Origin of the sequence: Pseudomonas sp. 8AS (genome assembly GCF_902506505.1) — a bacterium.
Taxonomy (GTDB): domain Bacteria; phylum Pseudomonadota; class Gammaproteobacteria; order Pseudomonadales; family Pseudomonadaceae; genus Aquipseudomonas.
Genome location: NZ_LR733406.1, coordinates 488,703 through 507,877 on the forward strand (window position 1 = coordinate 488,703; position 19,175 = coordinate 507,877).

Here is a 19,175-nt window from a genome sequence, read left to right on the forward strand (position 1 = left end):
CCATGAGGGATGTCTCCTTCGGCAGTCCGGCGACCCTGGAAGGGCCCGTGACTTTGCGTCGCCAGGTTGCCCTGGTTATGCCTTTGTCGGGAGAGGAGCTTTCTGTAGCGATACAACAGGGGCAGCCGCAGCTGCCCGGTTAAAGCCCCCGATGCACTGCCCGACGGGCGGTGATCTGTAACCTCAATGTCTACTGCGCTTTGCAGTGGGCGGGTATTTCCTGTTACGGCACGGCTGTTTGATCGTTCGTTTTTTGAACAGCTGTACCAGGCGTGAAATTTAACACGGCAACTGTTCATTTTTTATACAGAAGTGTCATAAGGGCAGTCGTTACCTGGCTGAGCCACTGAGGAGGGGGTGTCAGTCAGGCTGTAATGCCCGTGCTAGAGGCTTTTCGTCGATTCATGACGGGGCGCCGAAACGCGCCGGAGCGGGTGGGCAGCCGACGGATGGCGTTGCATGAACACCGCTGTTACGCCCTCTGAACAACCGAGGCTTTTTCCCAGGCAGGCCTGGGCATGGGGCCTCTGGGGCTTTTTCTTGCGCCTTGCGGCGCAACTCGCATCGGGCTGTTTCGGGGCCTGTACAAAAAATCGGCTTTGCGCCGGGGGCGACTGTCCGTCAGCTCCCATTAACGATCATTAAATCCTTTAAAAACAGGCAGATATGATTGTGGCGCGGTTATTGAATCGACGTCTGTCGAGGAAGCTCGAGGGCTTCCGGTATGGCTCAGGCCCAGCGTGCAGTGGTTGCGGGAGAGCCAAGGTGAGAGTGCCTTGTCGTCGCCTGGAATCTTGGTTCCGGGCGGGTCGAGGATGTCCGCGTCGGCGGCGTCAGGGCTCTATCGTTCCTGTGGCCAGGGCAGGTCGGCAGGGCGAGGGAGCATGGTTATGCACACGCACAGCTTTTTACTGCGAACGCTGCCGCGCTGTTTGCTAGCTGCGGCATTGGTGGCGGGCGTCACGACCACGGCGATCTATGCCGTGGATGGCACCCCGCCAGGACTGTTTGAACTGGATGGCAACACGGTGGATGTGCAGCCGGGCGGTGGCGATGACTGGGGCAGCCTGCACTTGGGCACCCAGTTGGGTACACCGGCAGGCACGACTGTCGATCCGGATACCGGCAACGTCATCATCGACGACCCGGCACCGCTGACCATCTTTACCCAGGGCGGCTCGAAGGACATCAACGATGTCTCGGATTGGCGTTATACCGATGGCAGCGTGCCGGACAAGGACGACATCACCAATGCCTATGCGGCAGCCTATACGGTGCCGGCTGGCGGGGGCGACACGATGAATGATCCGGGCGACCTGATCATCTACTTCGGCCTGGATCGCTACGCCAACAATGGCGATGCCTTCGCCGGTTTCTGGTTCTTCCAGGACGAGGTCGGCCTGGGGCCAAACAAGCAGTTCAATGGTGTACACACGCCAGGGGACCTGTTGGTGCTGGTGGAGTATCCCCAGGGCGCCAACGCGGTACCGGAGATCAAGGTCTACGAATGGGTGACTAGCGGCGGCAACGTCGCGGAACACCTGAATCAGATCTTCACCACCACCGCCCAGTGCGATGGCGCGGGTGACAAGCTCGCTTGTGCCATCACTAACCACGGCAACCTGAGCGGCGAACCGGCCTGGCCCTACACGCCGAAGAATGGCTTTGCGGGGATTCCCCTCGAGAGCTTCTACGAGGGCGGCATCAATGTGAGCAAGCTGCTCGGCGGCGATGTGCCCTGCTTCAGCAGCTTCCTCGCCGAGACCCGTAGCTCGCGTTCGGAAACCGCGCAGTTGAAGGACTTCGTGCTGGGTGACTTCGACCTCTGCAGCATCGCCGTGACCAAGGAGTGCGAGGCTACGGTGAACGATCAGGATGGCGGCAACAGCGTCGTGGTCAACTTCAGCGGCACGGTGACCAATGACGGTGGCCTGAAGCTGTTTGGCGTCACCGTGACCGATGACATGGGAACTCCGGGTAATACCGCGGATGACGAGGAGATCCCTATCGGCGATCTGGAGCCGGGGGCTTCGGCTAACTACAGCGGTGCGGCTTACACCACCCTGTCCATCCCTGCCACCGATACGGTGACCGCCGAAGGCCATCGCAACGGCACCAGCGTCACGGCTGAGGCCTCGGACACCTGCTCGCCGCAAATCGAGCCGCTGCTGAATGTGACCAAGCAGTGCGATGAAACGGTGGTGAACGGCACGGGTGACGGCATCGTGGTCAACTTCAGTGGCACGGTGAGCAACCCGGGTTTGGTCGCGCTGGAGGATGTCAACGTGATGGATGACGCTGGCACGCCGGGCGATAGCGGCGATGACATCAATGTATTCGGTGGCGCCATCACCCTGAACGCCGGTGAGTCGAAAGACTACACGGGCCAGTACAGCGTTCCGGGTACCGCCAGCTCCCTGAATACAGTGACCGCAACCGGGGTCGACGTATTGGCTGGAACGCCAGTGGAAGCGCTGCCGGCACCTGCGACCTGCGAGGCAACGGTAACGCCGGGCATAGCGGTTACCAAGGAGTGCACCGGGGCTACCATCAATGCCGGCGGCACGGGCATCTTGGCTGAGTTTGCCGGTACGGTGACCAACACCGGTAATGTCAAGCTGACGGGCGTCACGGTGGTGGATGACCAGGTAGGCGGTGACGGCATTGTCTTGGGCCCGATTGACCTGGGGCCGGGGGAATCGGCACCGTACAGCGGCAGCTACAATGCCAGTGGCTTCAGCTCCATTGACAATGTTGTCGCTAGCGGAACCGATGTGCTGACCCAAACCACGCCGGAAGCTAATGCAGACGCCACTTGCTCGGCGACCCCAAGTCCGTTCATTGAGGTCACTAAGCAGTGCACTGACGCACCGGCCTTCGGTCAGGCGATTCTGTTCGACGGCACTGTGACCAACAGCGGAAACATTGCGCTGCTGGGCATCACGGTAGTGGATGACAATGGTACGCCGGGCGATGTCTTGGACGACGTGACCTTCAACCTCGGTGATCTGGCTCCGGGGGCTACGACCAACTACAACGGCAGCTACACACCGTTGTCGGCCGGCCTTCACACCAATACCGTGGTGGCATTTGCGACTGGCGCGGATGGCTCGGTGCTTGAGTCGGAACCGGCCAACGCGACTTGCGAGGTTCCGCCGCCATCGGATCTGGAAGGCTGCACCCCGGGCTTCTGGAAGAACAGCCCCGGCAGTTGGGTGGGCTACAGCCCGAATCAGCTGATCACCTCGGTGTTCAGTCTGCCTAACGGTCAGATCAACAACCAACTGGGTGATGACACCCTGATGGAGGCGTTGAACTACGGTGGTGGCGAAAACCTGGTCGGCGCGGCGCAGAATCTGCTGCGCTCGGCAGTGGCTTCGCTGCTCAACTCCACCAATCCGGAGGTCGACGACTTCCCATTGACCACCGCAGAGGTAATTGCCCAAGTCAATGCGGCTCTGGCCACCAAGGATCGGGCCACCATCCTGGCGCTGCACGCAGAGCTGGATGGCTACAACAACCTGGGTTGCGACCTGCCGAACGATAACTCGTTCTAAGGAGTAACCCGCCGCAGTCAGGGATGACCCGGGCATCGCAAAACGAAAAGCGCAGGGCGTGGCCCTGCGCTTTTTTGTGTGCTGCTTTTCTCTTTGCCGAATGAACCCGGCCGCTGTGGTGGGCGGAGTTTTAGCCGCGACAGTTGTGCCGGACAGGCAGTTCCCAGCGCGGATGAATCCGCACCTACAGGGGCGCAGTTCGGTCGGAATAAAAAAGGCGCGAGGCCCAGGCCCCGCGCCTTTTTCATGTGTGGAATCGGCCTTCTGCTAGCGCTTGAGGCTGATGTTCACAGTGGTGCTGGCGCTGACCTTGCCGTCGCTGATGGTGTAGCTGAACTGGTCGGTGCTTTTCAGCGACTTGGCCGGGCTGTACTTCAGGGTGCCGTTGCTGTTCAGGCTGACTTTGCCCTTGCTGCCCTGGGTGAAGGTAACGATGCTCAGGGCGTCGCCGTCCGGATCGCTGTCGTTGGCCAGCACGGCGATGTTCACCGCGGTCAGGCTGGTGAGCAGCGCGCTGTCGCTGAGTGCCTTGGGCGCCTGGTTGGTCACGCTGGTCGGGTTGTCCACTACGAAGCTGGCGCTGCCGCTGGCGCTCAGACCATTGGCCGTGGCGCTGGCGCCGACGTTGTAGAAGCCATCGACGGCGCTGCTCGGCGAGGTGACATTCAGCGTGGTGCTGCTGCTGGCGCCCGGGGCCAGGCTCAGGCTGGCGCTGCCCAGGCTGGCGCTCCAGCCGCTGGGCTTGCTGGCGGCGAGGCTGAAGCTGCTGCTGGTGCAACCGCTGCTGTCCTTGTTGGTCACGCTGACGGTGAAGCTGTAGCTGCTGCCGGCGGCCAGCCAGGTGCTTTGCCCCGGGCTGACGCTGACGACAGGCGCACTGCGGGTGCAGGTCGGGGTGCTGCCGCCACCGCCGCCTAAATCGACGGTGACCAGGGCCTGGCTGGCATCGGTCCACTGGGTGGTGAGGGTCATGCCGCTGGCGCTGAAGTTGCGCCCGCCGGTCAGGGCGGCGTCCTTCATGTCGACGAAATTGCTGCCGGCGGTCATGTCCAGCAGGTAGCTGCTATTGCCGTTGCTTGGGCTGGCCTGGCGCACGGCCACCCCATTGAATACGTTGTTCGTGTCGATCACGCCGCGGTTGGGAAGCTGGGCGTCGAAGCCCAGCGGCTGGCGGTATTCGACGTAGTAGTAGTTGGCTGCACCGCTGCTGTCCAAACCATTGGCGATCTTCAGCAGCTTGCTGCCAGTGGTCTGGGTTGAGGCGGGCTTCAGGTAGAAACTGCCGCTGCTGGTGACATTGATGATGTTGTCGCTGGCCAGCCAGCCCAGGCGTTCCTTATGGAAACCGGTGAAATGCCCGACGGTGCCGGAGTAGCCCATGATGTCCAGGGTGTCGCCGTATTCCTGGGAGCTGCAGCTGCTGCCCAGGATGGTGTTGCCGCAGTCGAGGGCATGGGAGTGGTGCAGGCCGAGGTTGTGGCCCATCTCATGGCCAACAGTGCTCACAGTCAGACTGCCGTTGATCCAGGTACTCGACGGGAATGCGCCGACCTGAGCCATGCCGCTGTACCCACAAGCACTGTTCTTGGGGAAGAAGTAGACGAAACGGTCGTAGTTGCTCAGGTTGTAGCCGCCGTTCTGAGCTGCCTGTTTGGCATAGTTGGCAATGTCCGAGCCGCTGCAGACGGTGCTGCTGAGCGGGATGGTGTACCAGCCGGCGACGCTGCCGGTCAGCCAGGTCTGCTGGCTGGAGTTTTCCTTGAAGAAGTTGCTGACCTCGCCGAACACCAGGCTGTTGACCTGGCTGGCGGTCCAGGGCTTATCGCTCGGGGCATCCTGGAAGTTGACCATGATCGCCAGGGTGCGCTGGGCGCCCAGGGTATTGGACATCGCGAAGGCCAGCTCGCCGGTAGCGGTGCTGGTGGTCGTGCCATCGGCGAACAACAGCAGGCCGCTGTCGTCGTCGTTGACCACCAGGTCGCCCTGGATGGCTTCGCTGGCGCCATCGACATGTTCCAGCAGCACGCCCTGGGCGCGCACGTTCAGGCCGCTGCGCCATTCGCGCTGGGCGTTGGCCAGGCGTAGTTCGAAGCGCTCGCCGAAGGGGGTGTTGAGGAAGTGGCGCAGCTTGGCCGGTCCGTCCTCGTAGTCCTCGTAGAGCACTTCCAGTTCGCCTTCCAGCTCCTGATGCTGCTCCAGCTTGGCCACTACCTCGGCGGGCATGCCTTTCTGCTTGTCCTCGGGGATGGCGACACGCAGCACTTCCTCGGGATGGCTCTGCGCCAGTTCGAGCAGCAGTTGCCGGCGCTGTTCGGCCTTGCCGAGCAGTTGCTCACGCAGTTGCGCTCGCTCGCCGGTTGCGGCTTTCTGCAGGCGCTTGTGCAAGCCGAGTAGTTCCGTGGTCTGGGTGCTGGCGGCCTCGCGGGCAGCTGGCAGGGTGCGCATGTCCGTGTGGGTGACGCTGGGATTGCTGGCAGGCTGGGTAGCGAAGGCCGGGGCGGCATTGAGTGCCAGAATGCAAAGCAAAGATGTGGCGTAAGGCTTGGACAAGCGCATGGGGCTCTCCTGAATCAGGTTCAGAAAAGTTCCTCTTCACGGCTGTCCATGAGGGATGTCTCCTTCGGCAGTCCGGCGACCCTTGAGGGCCCGTGACTTTGCGTCGCCAGGTTGCCCTGGTTATGCCTTTGTCGGGAGAGGAGCTTTCTGTAGCGGTACAACAGGGGCAGCCGCGGCTGCCCGGTTAAAGCCCCTCGATCTTCGACGACATCTAATGCCAGTGCGTGGATCGGCAAACCTCACTGTTCACTGCGCAATGCAGCGGGGTATTTCCTGTAACAGATGCCAGGGATGTTCTGTTCATTTTCTGTACAGCTGTTACGGGAGCGGAATCTAGCACGCGATTTGTTCGTTTTTTATACAAACGAGGCATAAGGCTGTAGAGGTTTGGTTAAAAAATGATCTGGAACTTTTTTGCCGGGCGAGCGAAATGGGCGTGCTAGAGGCGTGCGGGCAAATCGAGCCGGGCATCGGCGCTTTGCTACCGTTCATCGATACAGATGGGGGAACGAGACCATCGTCACACTGGCTTTCGGCCACTAATGGCGCTTTAGAATCATGGCCGGTGGCCGGCTTTGCGGCAGGCGGTGGACGGCGCACGGCAGTAGCCGTCAGAGGGGCAGGCTAGTCGAGGTTGGAGCGAAGGGCGGTACGGGAGGGCGCTGCCCGGAGTCGGTTCACGATCACTTCCTGGCACTGCCGCGAGGGAGCCGAACCGACTGATTTCAGGTCTGTGCGTGGTTTGAGGTGCGCATTCACCCTACGAGAGATTGCGCGCCGCGGCTGCTCAGGGATCTTCCGCTTCATCCCACAGCAGGATCGGCGGCGAACTGGAGGCATGCTGGCGATGCTGGATGCGCTGCTTGCGGTAGTGGTACCAGTTGACGAAGGGCGGTTCGCTGAACAGGGGGAAGGCCAGCGTGCCGCTTTCCGGGCATGCGCCGACCACTTCCGCGGCGCCGCTGCCTCTTCTTTCCGGCGTCTGCAGATCGGTGGCTCGGCGACCGCGTTCGGGCATGCTGCTTACCTCCGCACTGGCCGGAGAAACCATGCAGGTAGCACGCCAAAGACCTGAAAGGCCCGCCCCAGGCGGGTCGCCGCGCTAAAGGCGGGGCGCCGGGGCGGTCGACTGTTGCTCGGCCGTTACAGCTGGGCTTAACGGATGCCGTATTTGTCCATCATGCGATAGAGGGTTACACGGGACACGCCGAGCAGTTTTGAAGCCTGCGACACGTTGTTCATCGAGTGGCTCAGGCAGCTGCGCACGGCCAGTTCCTCGGCGTGGGCGCGGGCCTGCTCCAGCGGCATGACCATGTCCAGGCTCTCGCATTCCTCGAGGCCGAGGTCGGCCGCGCTGATCATGCGGTTCTCGCTCATTACCAGGGCGCGGCGGATGCGGTTGATCAGCTCGCGCACGTTGCCCGGCCAGCTGTGGCTGAGCAGAGCGCCGATGGCCTGGCGGGTCAGGCCGCGCGAGCTGGTGCCGTACTCCTTGGCGAACTTGTGCAGGAAGTAGCGCGCCAGCAGCTCGATGTCGTTGCCGCGCTCGGCCAGGCGCGGCACATAGATGCTCAGCACGTTGAGGCGGTAGTAGAGATCCTCGCGGAAGGTGCCGTCGGCCACCGCCTGTTCCAGGTTGACGTGGGTGGCGGCGATGACCCGCGCATTGACCTGGATGCTCTGGTTGCCACCCAGGCGCTCGATGGTCTTCTGTTCGAGAAAGCGCAGCAGGTAGACCTGCATCTGCGGCGGCAGGTCGCCGATCTCGTCGAGGAAGATGGTGCCGTTCTGCGCCGCCTCGACTCGCCCGATCTTGCGCTTGTAGGCTCCGGTGAAGGCGCCTTTCTCGTAGCCGAACAGTTCGGCATGGATCAGCGTCTCCGGCAGGGCGCCGCAGTTCACCGCGACGAACGGCCCCTCGGCCTGGGGCGAGCGCTGGTGGATGGCGCGGGCGATCATCTCCTTGCCCACCCCGGTCTCGCCGCGGATCATCACCGGCGCCTCGACCCCGGCGACCCGGCGGATCTGGTCGAAGATGGCGAGGAAATGCCGGCTGCCGCCGACCATCTGGAACTCGGCCAGCGGCACCAGGGCCTCCTGCTCCAGGGCGCGCAGGCGCGACATGCCGTCCAGATGGCCGAGAGCGTGGCGCAGGTGGTCCAGGCTGTTGCCCTGCAGCGGCAGGGAAAAGTAGTCGTAGAAGTGCTCGTAGATCAGTCGTCGGAAATTCTGCTGTTCCAGCAGCCCGGACCGGGTCAGGGCGACCCAGGACAGGTGCTCGTCGTGGTCGAGCAGGCTTTCGAGCGGCTCGTACTGCTCTTCGGCGAGCTCCGGCAGCATGACGATGCCGACCCGGTATTGATGGAACTTCAGCAGGCCCTGGGCGCTGTCCAGGGTGGTGACCCGGTCGAATACCCAGTCCTGCAGGTGCTGCAGAGGCGGCGGGGTCTCTTCGCTGGAGAGATCGAGAAGCAGCGCGCGGCGTGGGGCGCCGGGCGCTTCGGAGACTATCGCGGACATGTGTTAAGCCTTTGATACAGTAGCGTGACTCTGCTACTTCAAACAGGCGATCCTCTTTACACAGTGTAGATCGGGGCGATGATTTGGCTGTTTCGCCGACGAAAGGACGTATGCCCGTACCGGACTGGAAAGTGCCCTGTCGACTTCTATAGTCACAGGTAGACTGCGAGGTCAGACGTCCATGTACAGCAACTATTTCGGCTTCTCCGAACTGCCGTTCACCATAGCGCCCAACCCGCGCTACCTGTACCTGAGCGAGCAGCACCGCGAGGCATTGGCCAGCCTGCTCTACGGCATCAACTGCAACGGCGGTTTCGTCCTGCTGACCGGCGATGTCGGTACCGGCAAGACTACGGTGTGCCGCTGCCTGCTCGAACAGCTGCCGGAAAACACCGAAGTCGCGGTGATCCTCAATCCCAAGTACAGCATCACCGAGCTGCTCGAGGCCATCTGCGACGAGCTGAAGATCCACCGCCCGCACAGCAGCCACCGGATCAAGGGCTATATCGACGCGATCAACCAGCACCTGCTGGAAGCCCACGGGCGCGGGATCAATACCGTGCTGATCATCGACGAGGCGCAGAACCTCGGTCTCGACGTGCTGGAGCAGATCCGCCTGCTGACCAACCTGGAAACCAGCAGCCAGAAGCTGTTGCAGATCATCCTGATCGGCCAGCCGGAACTGCTCGCCACCCTGGCCCGCCCCGAGCTGCGCCAGCTCGACCAGCGCATCACCGCGCGCTACCACCTGCACGCCCTGTCCCGCGAGGAGCTGCCGGCCTATGTCGGCCATCGCCTGGCCGTGGGCGGGCGCGATGCGCCGCTGTTCAGCCGGGCGGCGCTGCACCGCCTGTACCGCCTGACCGGCGGGGTGCCGCGGATGATCAATGTGATCTGCGACCGCGCCCTGCTCGGCGCCTATGTCGAGCGCCGGCCGCGGGTCAACTGGTGGCTGCTCAACCGGGCGGCGCGCGAGGTACGCGGCCAGTTCGCCGCGCCCGCGTCGTCCTGGCGCTGGGCGCTGTTGCCGCTGGCGCTGTTGCTGTTGCTGCTGGGCGGTTTCCTGATCCCCGGCGGGCACGAGCTGCTGGCCTGGATGCGCCCCGCGCCGGTCGAGCAGGTGCAGGCGCCGCCGGCCACGCCGCTGGCGGTGCCCCTGGCGGAGCCGGTACTGGCCCCGGCGGCCGAACCGCAGGCCGGCGAGCTGCCGGCCGACGGCCAGCTGCAGCCCGCGCTGTTGCCGTCGAGCCCGGCGCAGTGGCAATGGCCGGCGGGCACCGACCTGACGGCCACCGAGGTGCTGGCCTACCGGCGCCTGTTCGACCTCTGGGGGCTCGATTATGACCCGCAGCAGGCCCCGGTGATCTGCCGCTACGCCCGTCAGCACGGGCTGGACTGCCTGCAGACGCCTGGCTCGCTCGAGGAACTGCTCGGCTTCAACCTGCCGGCGGTGATCCGCCTGCGCAATGCCCGCGGGCAGCGCTTCCATGCCACCCTGGTCGGCCTCGACCGGCAGACCGGGCGCGCCACCCTGGACGTCGCCGGCGAACCGCGCGAAGTCGAGCTGGAGGACCTGCGCAACTGGCTGGATGCCGGCGCGCTGCTGCTCTGGCGCCTGCCGCCGGGCTACCAGGAGCCGCTGCGCCCGGAAACCAGCAGCCCGGTGGTGCCGTGGCTGGCGGCCCGTCTGGCCAAGCTGCAGGGCCTCGAGCCGCCGCGCGGCCAGCGCCAGCGCTACGACGAGCCCCTGCAGATGCAGGTGCTGGCCTTCCAGCACCAATACCAGTTGGCGACCGATGCGGTGCTGGGGCCGCAGACCCTGATCCGCCTCAGCACCCTGACCGAAACCGGTATTCCCCTGCTGACCGCCGCCGCCGAAGCGGACTGGGAGTGAGGCCATGTCCTACATCCTCAATGCGCTGAAACAGTCGGAAAGCCAGCGCAACCTGGGCGAGATTCCCCATATCGACACGGCCCAGGAGCCGAGCAGCCCCTACCGCCCGCCGCGGCGCCGCGGCATCGGCCGCGGCTGGGCGATGCTGGCCGGCCTGCTGCCGGTGCTCGCGGTCGGCTGGGTAATGATGAACCGGCAGCCGGCGCCGCCCGCCGAGCCACCTGCGCCACCCGTCGCGATCGCCCCGAGCCAGGCGGCCCCGGCCGCAGTCGTCGCCGCGCCTGCCCCGGCGGCGCCCAGCGATCCGCAGGCCCCCGGCCTGTCGCAGTTGCAGAGCATGGCCGGTACGCGCATCCAGCTCGACGACCAGCCGCCGGCCCGCCCCGCAGCGCCGGTGGTGCTGGAGCTGCCGCTGCCCGCCGGACGGGTGACCCCGCCGCAGGCCTCGCTGCCGCGCGAGCGCCAGGCGCCACCGCCGCCGATCCCGCAGCGCGGCGCCGAGGACGCGGGGCAGGGCCAGGGCGCCCAGCTCAACGGCGTCAGCCACTGGAAGGGCCTGCCCTCCGGCATCCAGCGGCAGGTGCGCGAGCTGGGCATCAACGCTCATGTCTACTCCGCGGACAGCAGCGCCCGCTTCATCCGCGCCAAGGGCCGCAGCCTGCACGAGGGTGACCGCCTGACCGACGAGCTGCAGCTGCAGCAGATCACCAGCGACGGCATCGTCTTCACCTACCAGGGGGCCCCGTACTGGATGCGCTTGAACTGAGCGTCCCGGCCGCCAAGGGGCAACCTTCAGGCCGTGCCGGGTTTTTCCCGTGGCCGGTTGCTGGGGTGCTGCCGTAGGGTGCGCCGTGCGCACCAGGGGCTTCGGTGGGCTTGCTGGTGCGCACCCTACTGGCGAGTCGCCGGCGTTCGGCACTTGGCCATGGCCGCGAGCCGGGCCGGTCCTGGATAAGGTGGCGTCGTTGCCCAGCGCAAGGCATCAGCCCAGGCCGTACTTCTTCACCTTGTCGAACAGCGTGGTCTTGGCCATGCCCAGGGCCTGGGCGGCCTGGCTGAGGTTGCCGGCGTGACGTTCCAGGGTGGCGCCCAGCAGGTTGCGCTCGAAGGCTTCCACCGCTTCGGCGAAGCTCGGCTGGTGGCCGTCCGGCGCCGCGCCGCTGCCCTTGAACACCGGCAGGCCGAGGGCGAAGCGCTCGGCGACGTTGCGCAGCTCGCGCACGTTGCCCGGCCAGTCGTGGGCCAGCAGGGCGGCGCTGGTGCTGCGGTCGAGCACCGGCGGGGCGCGGTCGAAGCGCAGCGCCGACTGCTGCAGGAAGTGTTCGAACAGCAGCAGGATGTCCTCGCGGCGGTCGCGCAGCGGCGGCAGTTCCAGGGTCACCACGTTGAGCCGGTAGTAGAGGTCGCTGCGGAACTCGCCGCGCTTGCCCAGTTCGTTCAGGTCGGCCTTGGTCGCGGCGATCACCCGGCAGTCCACGCTGATCGGCTGGTTCGAGCCGAGGCGTTCCAGGCTGTGTTCCTGCAGCACGCGCAGCAGCTTGATCTGCAGGGCCAGCGGCATGCTCTCGATCTCGTCGAGGAACAGGCTGCCGCCGTCGGCATGTTCGATCTTGCCGATCCGCCGCTTGCTGGCGCCGGTGAAGGCGTGCGCCTCGTGGCCGAAGATCTCGCTCTCGAACAGGCTTTCCGGCAGGCCGCCGCAGTTGAGGGCGACGAAGGGCTTGGCCTGGCGCCGGCTGAAGTCGTGCAGGCAGCGCGCCACCAGCTCCTTGCCGGTGCCGGTCTCGCCTTCGATGATCACGTTGGCGCCGGTGTCGGCGACGTTGGCGATCAGCTCGCGCAGCTGCTGGATGGCCGGCGAGCGGCCGATCAGGCGCTGTTCCAGGGCCTGGCGCCCGGCCAGCTGGCGGCGCAGGGCGCTGACCTCGCGGGCCAGGCTGCGTTGCTCCAGGGCGCGGCGGGCGACCTCGACCAGGCGCTCGGGGGAGAAGGGTTTTTCGATGAAGTCGTAGGCGCCGTCCTGCATGGCGCCGACCGCCATGCCGATGTCGCCGTGACCGGTGATCAGCACCACGGGCAGGCTCGGGTCGCGCTGCTTGAGGCGGCCCAGCAGGGTCAGGCCGTCGCTGCCCGGCAGGCGGATGTCGCTGACCACGATGCCGGGGAAATCCGCGCCGACCTTGGCCAGCGCCTCCTCGGCGCTGCCCACGCCGATGCTGGCGATGTCTTCCAGCTGCAGGGCCTGCTGGCAGCCGAGCAGCACGTGGGGGTCGTCTTCGACGATCAGGACGCTCAGCGTTTCAGTCATGGCGGTGATTCCCCTCGCGCAGGATCGGCAGGCTGAGGATGAAGGCGCTGCCGCCTTCCTCCGGGTGGCGCACGGCCAGGCTGCCGCCGGCGGCCGCGGCCAGGCTGGCGGACAGGGTCAGGCCGAGGCCGAGGCCCTTTTCGCCGGGCTTGGTGGTGAAGAACGGCTCGAACAGGTGGGCGCGCACGTCCGGGGCGATGCCGGCGCCACTGTCGCGCACCTCCAGATGGTAGCTGTCGCCGTGCGCGCTGCCGCTCAGCCACAGTTCGCGGCGTGGCTGTTCGCGCAGGGCGTCGAGGGCGTTGCTCAGCAGGTTGACCAGGATCTGTTCCAGGCGGGTCTGGTCGATGGCCAGGCGGGCGTCGGCGAACTGCCGGTGCAGCTCCGGCCGCTCCTGCTCGATGCGGCTGTGCAGGAGGAACAGCGCGGCCTCCACCGCCTGCTCCAGGCCGGCCTCACCGCGGTCGCCGCCACGCCGGGCGAAGGCGCGCAGGCTGGCGGTGATGCGGCCCATGCGGTCGACCAGCTCGCCGATCGCCTGCAGGTTGCTGCCGGCGGTATCCAGGGCGCCGCGTTCGAGGAAGCGCGCGGCGTTGGCCGAGAGGGTGCGCAGCGCCGCCAGCGGCTGGTTGAGTTCGTGGGCGATGCTGGTCGACATCTGCCCGATCACCGCCAGCTTGCCGGCCTGCACCAGGCCGTCCTGGGCCTGGCGCAGGTTGGCCTCGGTCTGCTGGCGTTCGCGCACCTCGTCCTGCAGGCGGGTGTTGCTGGCCTGCAGGTCGGCGGTGCGTTCGGCGATCTTGCGTTCCAGCTCGCTGTTGGCCCGCTCCAGGGCGGCGCGGGCGGCCAGGCGGGTGGCGATCACCTTGCGCCGCTGGTTCAGCACCAGGGCCAGGAGCAGCAGCAGGGCGCAGGCCACAGCGGCGAGCATGGCGTGGCTGCTGGCAGCGCGGCGCTGGTCGTCCAGCGGGGTGAGCAGGGTCAGGTGCCAGGGACTGTCGGCCAGCGGCCGGCTCTGCCGCAGGTAGTCGCGCGGCTGGCCGTCGGCGCCGGCCAGGCGCACTTCCTCGAGGCCGTCGGCCAGTTCGTGGCGCGCCAGCGGCTGCATTTCCTCCAGCGCCGCCCAGTGGTACTGCAGGCTGCGCGCCAGGCGTTCGCGGCTGGCGGCGTCCAGCGGGTGGATGGCCTTGAGCCGGCGGCGCGGATTGCTGGAGAGAATGATGATGCCGTTCTCGTCGCTGACGTAGGCCTCCACGCGGGCGTCGGCCCAGCGCTTCTCCAGGGCGTCCAGGCGCACCTTGACCACCGCCACGCCGATCACCCGGCCGTGGCTGCGCAGGCCGTGGGCCAGGTAGTAGCCGGGCTCGCCGGTGGTGCTGCCGATGCCGTAGAAGCGCCCCGGGCGGCCGCGCACGGCATCCTGGAAATAGGCGCGGAAGGACAGGTCCTCGCCCAGGTAGCTGTCCGCCTGGTTCCAGTTGCTGGTCGCCACCACGCGGCCTTCGCGGTCCAGCACATAGGTGGCCAGGCTGCCGCTGCGGCGGTTGAGGCCTTCCAGGTAATCGTTGAGGCGCTGGCGGTCCTGCGTGCTGGGCGTCAGCAGCAGGCGGCTGACGCTGTTTTCCAGCTCCAGCAGGCTGGGCAGGTAGGTGTACTGGTTGATCTCGCTTTCCACCGCGCGGGCATTGAGCTCCAGCTGGCGTTCACCGTTGCCGGCCAGGGCGCGGATGCCGCTGGCTTCGCTGAGGCGATAGCCGGCATAGCCGCAGGCGCCGATCAGCAGGAGCGCCAGCAGGGTCAGCAGCAATTGGCGGAACAGGCGTGGTCTGGCCATGAGGGCGGGCGGCAGGGCGCGGACGCTGGGGGAGAGACATTGCATCACAGTCGTCCGGGGCTGGGTAGGATGGGTTGAGCTTGCGATACCCATCAACCCGTGCCCATGGGTATCGCTGCGCTCAACCCATCCTACCTGTCAGTGCTGGAGGATCTTGGCGAGGAACTGCTGGGCCCGTTCGGAGCGGGCGTTGATGTCGCCGAAGAACTCCTCCTTGGCGCAGTCTTCGACGATCTGCCCGCGGTCCATGAAGATCACCCGGTCGGCGACCTTGCGCGCGAAGCCCATCTCGTGGGTCACGCACATCATGGTCATGCCTTCGTTGGCCAGCTGCACCATGACGTCGAGCACCTCGTTGACCATCTCCGGGTCGAGGGCCGAAGTCGGCTCGTCGAACAGCATCACCACCGGGTCCATGGCCAGGGCGCGGGCGATCGCCACCCGCTGCTGCTGGCCGCCGGACAGCTGCCCCGGGTGCTTGTGCGCATGGGCGGCGAGGCCGACCCGCTCGAGCAGCTTGAGGCCCTTCTCGCTGGCCTCGGCCTTGCTGCGGCCGAGCACCTTGACCTGAGCGATGGTCAGGTTCTCGGCGATGGTCAGGTGGGGGAACAGCTCGAAGTGCTGGAACACCATGCCGACCCGCGAGCGCAGCTGCGGCAGGTTGGTCTTCTTGTCGGCGATGGAGGTGCCGTCGACCACGATGTCGCCCTTCTGGAAGGCTTCCAGGGCGTTGACGCACTTGATCAGGGTCGACTTGCCCGAGCCGGACGGCCCGCACACCACCACCACTTCGCCCTTCTGCACCTCGGTGCTGCAGTCGGTCAGCACCTGGAAGTCGCCATACCACTTGTTGACGTTCTGGATGGAAATCATACGGCTAACCTCTTTTGCAGGAACTTGACCGCCTGCGAGGCGGCGAAGCTGAGGGTGAAGTACACCAGGCCGGCGAAGATCAGGAATTCATGGGCCTGGCCGAGGATGTCGCCGCGCGAGCGGGCGGCGTTGAGGAAGTCCATCAGGCCCACGGTGTAGACCAGCGAGGTGTCCTGGAACAGGATGATGCTCTGCTGCAGCAGCAGCGGGGTCATCTTGCGGAAGGCCTGCGGCAGGATGATCAGGCGCATGCTCTGCGCGTAGCTCATGCCCAGCGCGCTGGCGGCGCCCATCTGGCCCTTGGGGATGGCCTGGATGCCGGCGCGGACGATCTCGCAGAAGTACGCCGCCTCGAACATGACGAAGGCCACCAGGCACGAGGTGAAGGCGCCCACCGGGGTGTCCTCGCCGGTGATCCAGCGCAGCAGGAAGGGCACCATGAAGTAGAACCAGGTGATCACCAGCAGCAGCGGGATGGAGCGGAAGTAGCTGACGTAGGTGGCCGCGGCCTTGGCCAGCCACTTGTTGTGCGACAGCCGCGCCATGGCCAGCAGGGTGCCCAGCAGCACGCCGCCGAGTACGCCGAGCAGCATCAGCTGCAGGGTCATGGCCATGCCCTGCCAGAGGCCCGGCAGGGCCGGGACGATAGCGGAGAAGTCCATTATTTGCCTCCCATGGCGATCAGCCCCGGCACCGCCACGCGCTTCTCGATCAGGCGCATCAGCAGCATCAGGCTCATGTTCAGGGTGAAGTAGATCAGCGTGGCCAGGGTGAAGGCCTCGAACAGGTTGGCGCTGAACTCGGCGGTCTGCTTGGTCTGCGCCAGCAGCTCCATGAGGCCGATCAAGGACGCCACCGAGGAGTTCTTGAAGATGTTGAGGAACTCGCTGGTCAGCGGCGGAATGATGATGCGGAAGGCCTGCGGCAGCAGCACGTCGCGGTAGATCTGCGCCAGGCTGAAGCCCAGGGCGTAGCCGGCGGCCAGCTGGCCCTTGGGCAGCGCCTGGATGCCGGTGCGCACCTGCTCGCAGACCCGCGCCGCGGTGAACAGACCGAGGCACAGCACCACGCTGAGGTAGGCCGAGGTGGCGGGGTTGAGGTCCTGCTTGAACCACATCTCCAGCGGCTCGGGCAGCAGGTCCGGGACCAGGAAGTACCAGAGGAATAGCTGCACCAGCAGCGGCACGTTGCGAAACAGCTCCACGTAGCAGGTGGCGAAGCCGCTCAGCCAGCGGTTCGGCACGGTGCGCAGCACGCCGAGCAGCGAGCCCAGCGCCAGGGCGATCAGCCAGCCGGCCAGGGCGATGGCGAGGGTCCAGCCCAGGCCGGTGACGAACCAGTCCAGGTAGATTTCGCTGCCGATGCCGGTGGACTTGAAGAACACGCTCCAGTCCCAGTTGTAATTCATGTGGGTTTCCCCTCGGATAAAGCCGATGCAAGGCCCAGGCGGACGGGTGGCCGGGTACTCGCGTACCCCCGTCGCGGGTAGCGGCGGTGCCCCTGTCCTATCTGGCGAAGGCGGGGGCGGTCGCCCCCTGGTTCCCGCACCGCGCCCCTTGTGGAGGCGCGGTGGCACCGCGTCAGAGCTGTTCGGCAGCCTTGTCGGTGGGGTTGGCGACCAGCTTCTTCAGCTCGTCGCTCATCGGGAAATTGAGGTTCAGGCCCTTGGGCGGGACCGGATTGAGGAACCACTTGTCGTAGATGGCGTTGACTTCACCGGACTTGAAGGTGGCGGTGAGGGCGTCGTCGACCACTTTCTTGAACGCCGGGTCGCCCTTGCGCACCATGCAGCCGTAGATCTCGTAGGACTGCGGGGTGCCGACCACGGCCCAGTCGGCCGGCTGCTTGGCCTTGGCCATTTCGCCGGCGAGCAGGGCGTCGTCCATCATGAAGGCCACGGCGCGGCCGGATTCGAGCATCAGGAACGACTCGCCGTGGTCCTTGGCCGAGATGATGTTCATGCCCATCTGCTTGTCGGCGTTCATCGCCTTGAGCAGGCGTTCGGAGGTGGTGCCGGCGGTGGTCACCACGTTCTTGCCCTTGAGGTCGGCGAAGTCGGCGATGCCGGTGGTCTTCTTCGCCAGCAGGCGGGTGCCGACCTCGAAGATGCCCACCGAGAAGTCCACCTGCTGCTGGCGCTCGACGTTGTTGGTGGTGGAGCCGCACTCCAGGTCGACGGTGCCGTTCTGCACCAGCGGGATGCGGGTCTGCGAGGTCACCAGGTTATAGCGCACCTTCAGCTCGGGCAGGCCCAGCTGCTGCTTGAGCGCCTCGACCACTTTCAGCTGCAGGTCGTGGGAGTAGCCTTCCGGCTGCTGCGGGTCGCTGCCGAAGTAGGAGAAGGGGATGGACGAGTCGCGGTGGCCGAGGACGATGGTGCCGCTGTCCTTGATCTTCTTCAGGGTGCCGGTCAGTTCCTCGGCCAGGGCCGGGGCGCTGCACAGGGAGGCGGCCAGGGCGATGCTGACGGCGCGGGAGAGATTGCTCTTGAACATGCTGATCCTCACTCTTGTTGTTATGCGGGTGGCCGTCGGGGGCGGCGCGGTGCCCGTGGGTGGTGGAAGGCTCATGGCGTTCCTGCAGTGAGGTAGAGCAGGTTGTGTGCCAGGCTTTCGACATGTCTCGTTCTTTGGCTAAGTTATTGAAAATAAACGATTAAATAAGATTTTGCGGTGAGCCTCGACCGCCGTCGCGTTCGCCTGGGCGAACCGGGCGGCATGGCGCGTTCGGTTAACCGAACGTTTGCGCGAGGCGAGGTTGGCGGACGGGGACGGGCGCTCAGACGTAGGGTGCCTTTGCCTTAACCGGCATTCCCATGAACGCCCAGGCAACTCCGAGCGCCCCATCAGGAGGCCGAGTGGAGTCATTGCGTAGGGGGGGGTGCGCTCAGCCTTCTGACGGGGAACTTGGCTCCGAGTGGCTTGGGAGTTTCCCTGGCGATAATTCTGCAAGCGCTGCCCAGCACCCCCTGACAAACGGTCACCTCAGGGGCGCGACTGCCGTAGCTTTCCGGTATACTGCGCCGCCTCCAGGCCCCATGCGGCCTGGCCCGCACATAACAAGCCACGCCCGATGCGTGGCTTGTTGGTTTTTGTCGCGCCGACAGGCGCCCGAGTCAGAGGCAAAACGATGAGCGCACTGGTTGGCGTGATCATGGGCTCCAAGTCCGATTGGAGCACCCTCAGTCACACCGCAGACATGCTGGAGAAGCTGGGCATTCCCTATGAAGTGAAGGTGGTTTCCGCCCACCGCACTCCGGACCTGCTCTTCCAGTACGCCGAACAGGCCGACAGCCGTGGCATCCAGGTGATCATCGCCGGTGCCGGTGGCGCGGCGCACCTGCCGGGCATGTGTGCGGCCAAGACCCACCTGCCGGTTCTCGGCGTGCCGGTGCAGTCGGCCGTGCTGTCGGGCGTCGACTCGCTGCTGTCGATCGTGCAGATGCCGGCCGGCATCCCGGTCGCCACCCTGGCCATCGGCAAGGCCGGGGCGATCAACGCCGCGCTGCTGGCGGCGAGCATCCTCGGTCACCAGCACCCGCAGTTCCACGAGAAGCTCAAACAGTTCCGTACCGAGCAGACCGAAGCGGTGCTGGAAAACCCGGATCCGCGTTCCTGACAGGGGCTCAGAAGC

At 65.7% G+C, this 19,175-nt stretch carries 13 protein-coding genes and 2 riboswitches; of the genes, 4 read left to right on the forward strand and 9 right to left on the reverse strand.

Translation table 11 applies throughout. From position 1 onward, the window contains the following. Positions 1-17: 17 nt before the first annotated feature. A riboswitch (cyclic di-GMP riboswitch) is annotated at positions 18-92 on the reverse strand. A 798-nt stretch (positions 93-890) separates the two neighbouring features. Next, positions 891-3,557: a hypothetical protein gene (locus tag GV001_RS02180; RefSeq protein ID WP_160077681.1), complete on the forward strand. Its 2,667-nt coding sequence runs from the start codon at positions 891-893 to the stop codon at positions 3,555-3,557. Between the two features lie 267 nt (positions 3,558-3,824). Here GV001_RS02180 and GV001_RS02185 read toward each other — a convergent pair whose 3' ends face one another. The 3 genes from GV001_RS02185 to GV001_RS02195 all read right to left on the reverse strand — a co-directional run bounded on the left by GV001_RS02185 (position 3,825) and on the right by GV001_RS02195 (position 8,633). Then, positions 3,825-6,113, reverse strand: a complete 2,289-nt coding sequence (locus GV001_RS02185; protein WP_160077683.1) for an Ig-like domain-containing protein — start codon at positions 6,111-6,113, stop codon at positions 3,825-3,827. Positions 6,114-6,176: 63 nt separating this feature from the next. Further along, positions 6,177-6,250: riboswitch (cyclic di-GMP riboswitch) on the reverse strand. Positions 6,251-6,900: 650 nt separating this feature from the next. Further along, on the reverse strand, positions 6,901-7,131 hold the full coding sequence (locus tag GV001_RS02190) for a hypothetical protein (RefSeq protein WP_160077685.1): 231 nt from the start codon (positions 7,129-7,131) through the stop codon (positions 6,901-6,903). A gap of 137 nt (positions 7,132-7,268) precedes the next feature. After that, entirely contained in the window at positions 7,269-8,633 is a 1,365-nt protein-coding gene (locus GV001_RS02195; protein WP_160077687.1) for a sigma-54 dependent transcriptional regulator, read from the reverse strand. Positions 8,634-8,814: 181 nt separating this feature from the next. On the opposite strand from GV001_RS02195, the gene GV001_RS02200 reads away from it, so the two are divergent. Both GV001_RS02200 and GV001_RS02205 read left to right on the forward strand, forming a co-directional pair. Then, entirely contained in the window at positions 8,815-10,527 is a 1,713-nt protein-coding gene (locus tag GV001_RS02200; RefSeq protein WP_160077689.1) for an AAA family ATPase, read from the forward strand. 4 nt (positions 10,528-10,531) lie between these two features. Next, the gene (locus GV001_RS02205; protein WP_160077691.1) at positions 10,532-11,293 is read left to right on the forward strand and encodes a general secretion pathway protein GspB; all 762 of its coding nucleotides are present in this window, start codon (positions 10,532-10,534) and stop codon (positions 11,291-11,293) included. Between the two features lie 216 nt (positions 11,294-11,509). Here the strand turns inward: GV001_RS02205 and GV001_RS02210 are convergent, their stop codons facing one another. The 6 genes from GV001_RS02210 to GV001_RS02235 all read right to left on the reverse strand — a co-directional run bounded on the left by GV001_RS02210 (position 11,510) and on the right by GV001_RS02235 (position 18,037). Next, entirely contained in the window at positions 11,510-12,835 is a 1,326-nt protein-coding gene (locus GV001_RS02210; RefSeq protein WP_160077693.1) for a sigma-54 dependent transcriptional regulator, read from the reverse strand. After that, positions 12,828-14,714: an ATP-binding protein gene (locus tag GV001_RS02215; protein WP_160077695.1), complete on the reverse strand. Its 1,887-nt coding sequence runs from the start codon at positions 14,712-14,714 to the stop codon at positions 12,828-12,830. The genes GV001_RS02210 and GV001_RS02215 overlap by 8 nt, the downstream gene beginning before the upstream one ends. Positions 14,715-14,807: 93 nt before the next feature. Next, positions 14,808-15,542: an amino acid ABC transporter ATP-binding protein gene (locus tag GV001_RS02220; RefSeq protein ID WP_160077697.1), complete on the reverse strand. Its 735-nt coding sequence runs from the start codon at positions 15,540-15,542 to the stop codon at positions 14,808-14,810. Then, positions 15,539-16,207, reverse strand: a complete 669-nt coding sequence (locus GV001_RS02225) for an amino acid ABC transporter permease (RefSeq protein WP_178091842.1) — start codon at positions 16,205-16,207, stop codon at positions 15,539-15,541. Before GV001_RS02225 ends, GV001_RS02220 begins: the two co-directional genes overlap by 4 nt. Continuing rightward, complete coding sequence (locus GV001_RS02230) at positions 16,204-16,950, reverse strand: amino acid ABC transporter permease (RefSeq protein ID WP_160077701.1); 747 nt, start codon at positions 16,948-16,950, stop codon at positions 16,204-16,206. The genes GV001_RS02225 and GV001_RS02230 overlap by 4 nt, the downstream gene beginning before the upstream one ends. A gap of 172 nt (positions 16,951-17,122) precedes the next feature. Continuing rightward, the gene (locus tag GV001_RS02235; protein WP_160077703.1) at positions 17,123-18,037 is read right to left on the reverse strand and encodes a glutamate/aspartate ABC transporter substrate-binding protein; all 915 of its coding nucleotides are present in this window, start codon (positions 18,035-18,037) and stop codon (positions 17,123-17,125) included. A gap of 634 nt (positions 18,038-18,671) precedes the next feature. Between GV001_RS02235 and purE the strand changes: the two genes are divergently transcribed. Beyond that, complete coding sequence (purE, locus tag GV001_RS02240) at positions 18,672-19,160, forward strand: 5-(carboxyamino)imidazole ribonucleotide mutase (protein WP_160077705.1); 489 nt, start codon at positions 18,672-18,674, stop codon at positions 19,158-19,160. Positions 19,161-19,175: the final 15 nt, after the last annotated feature.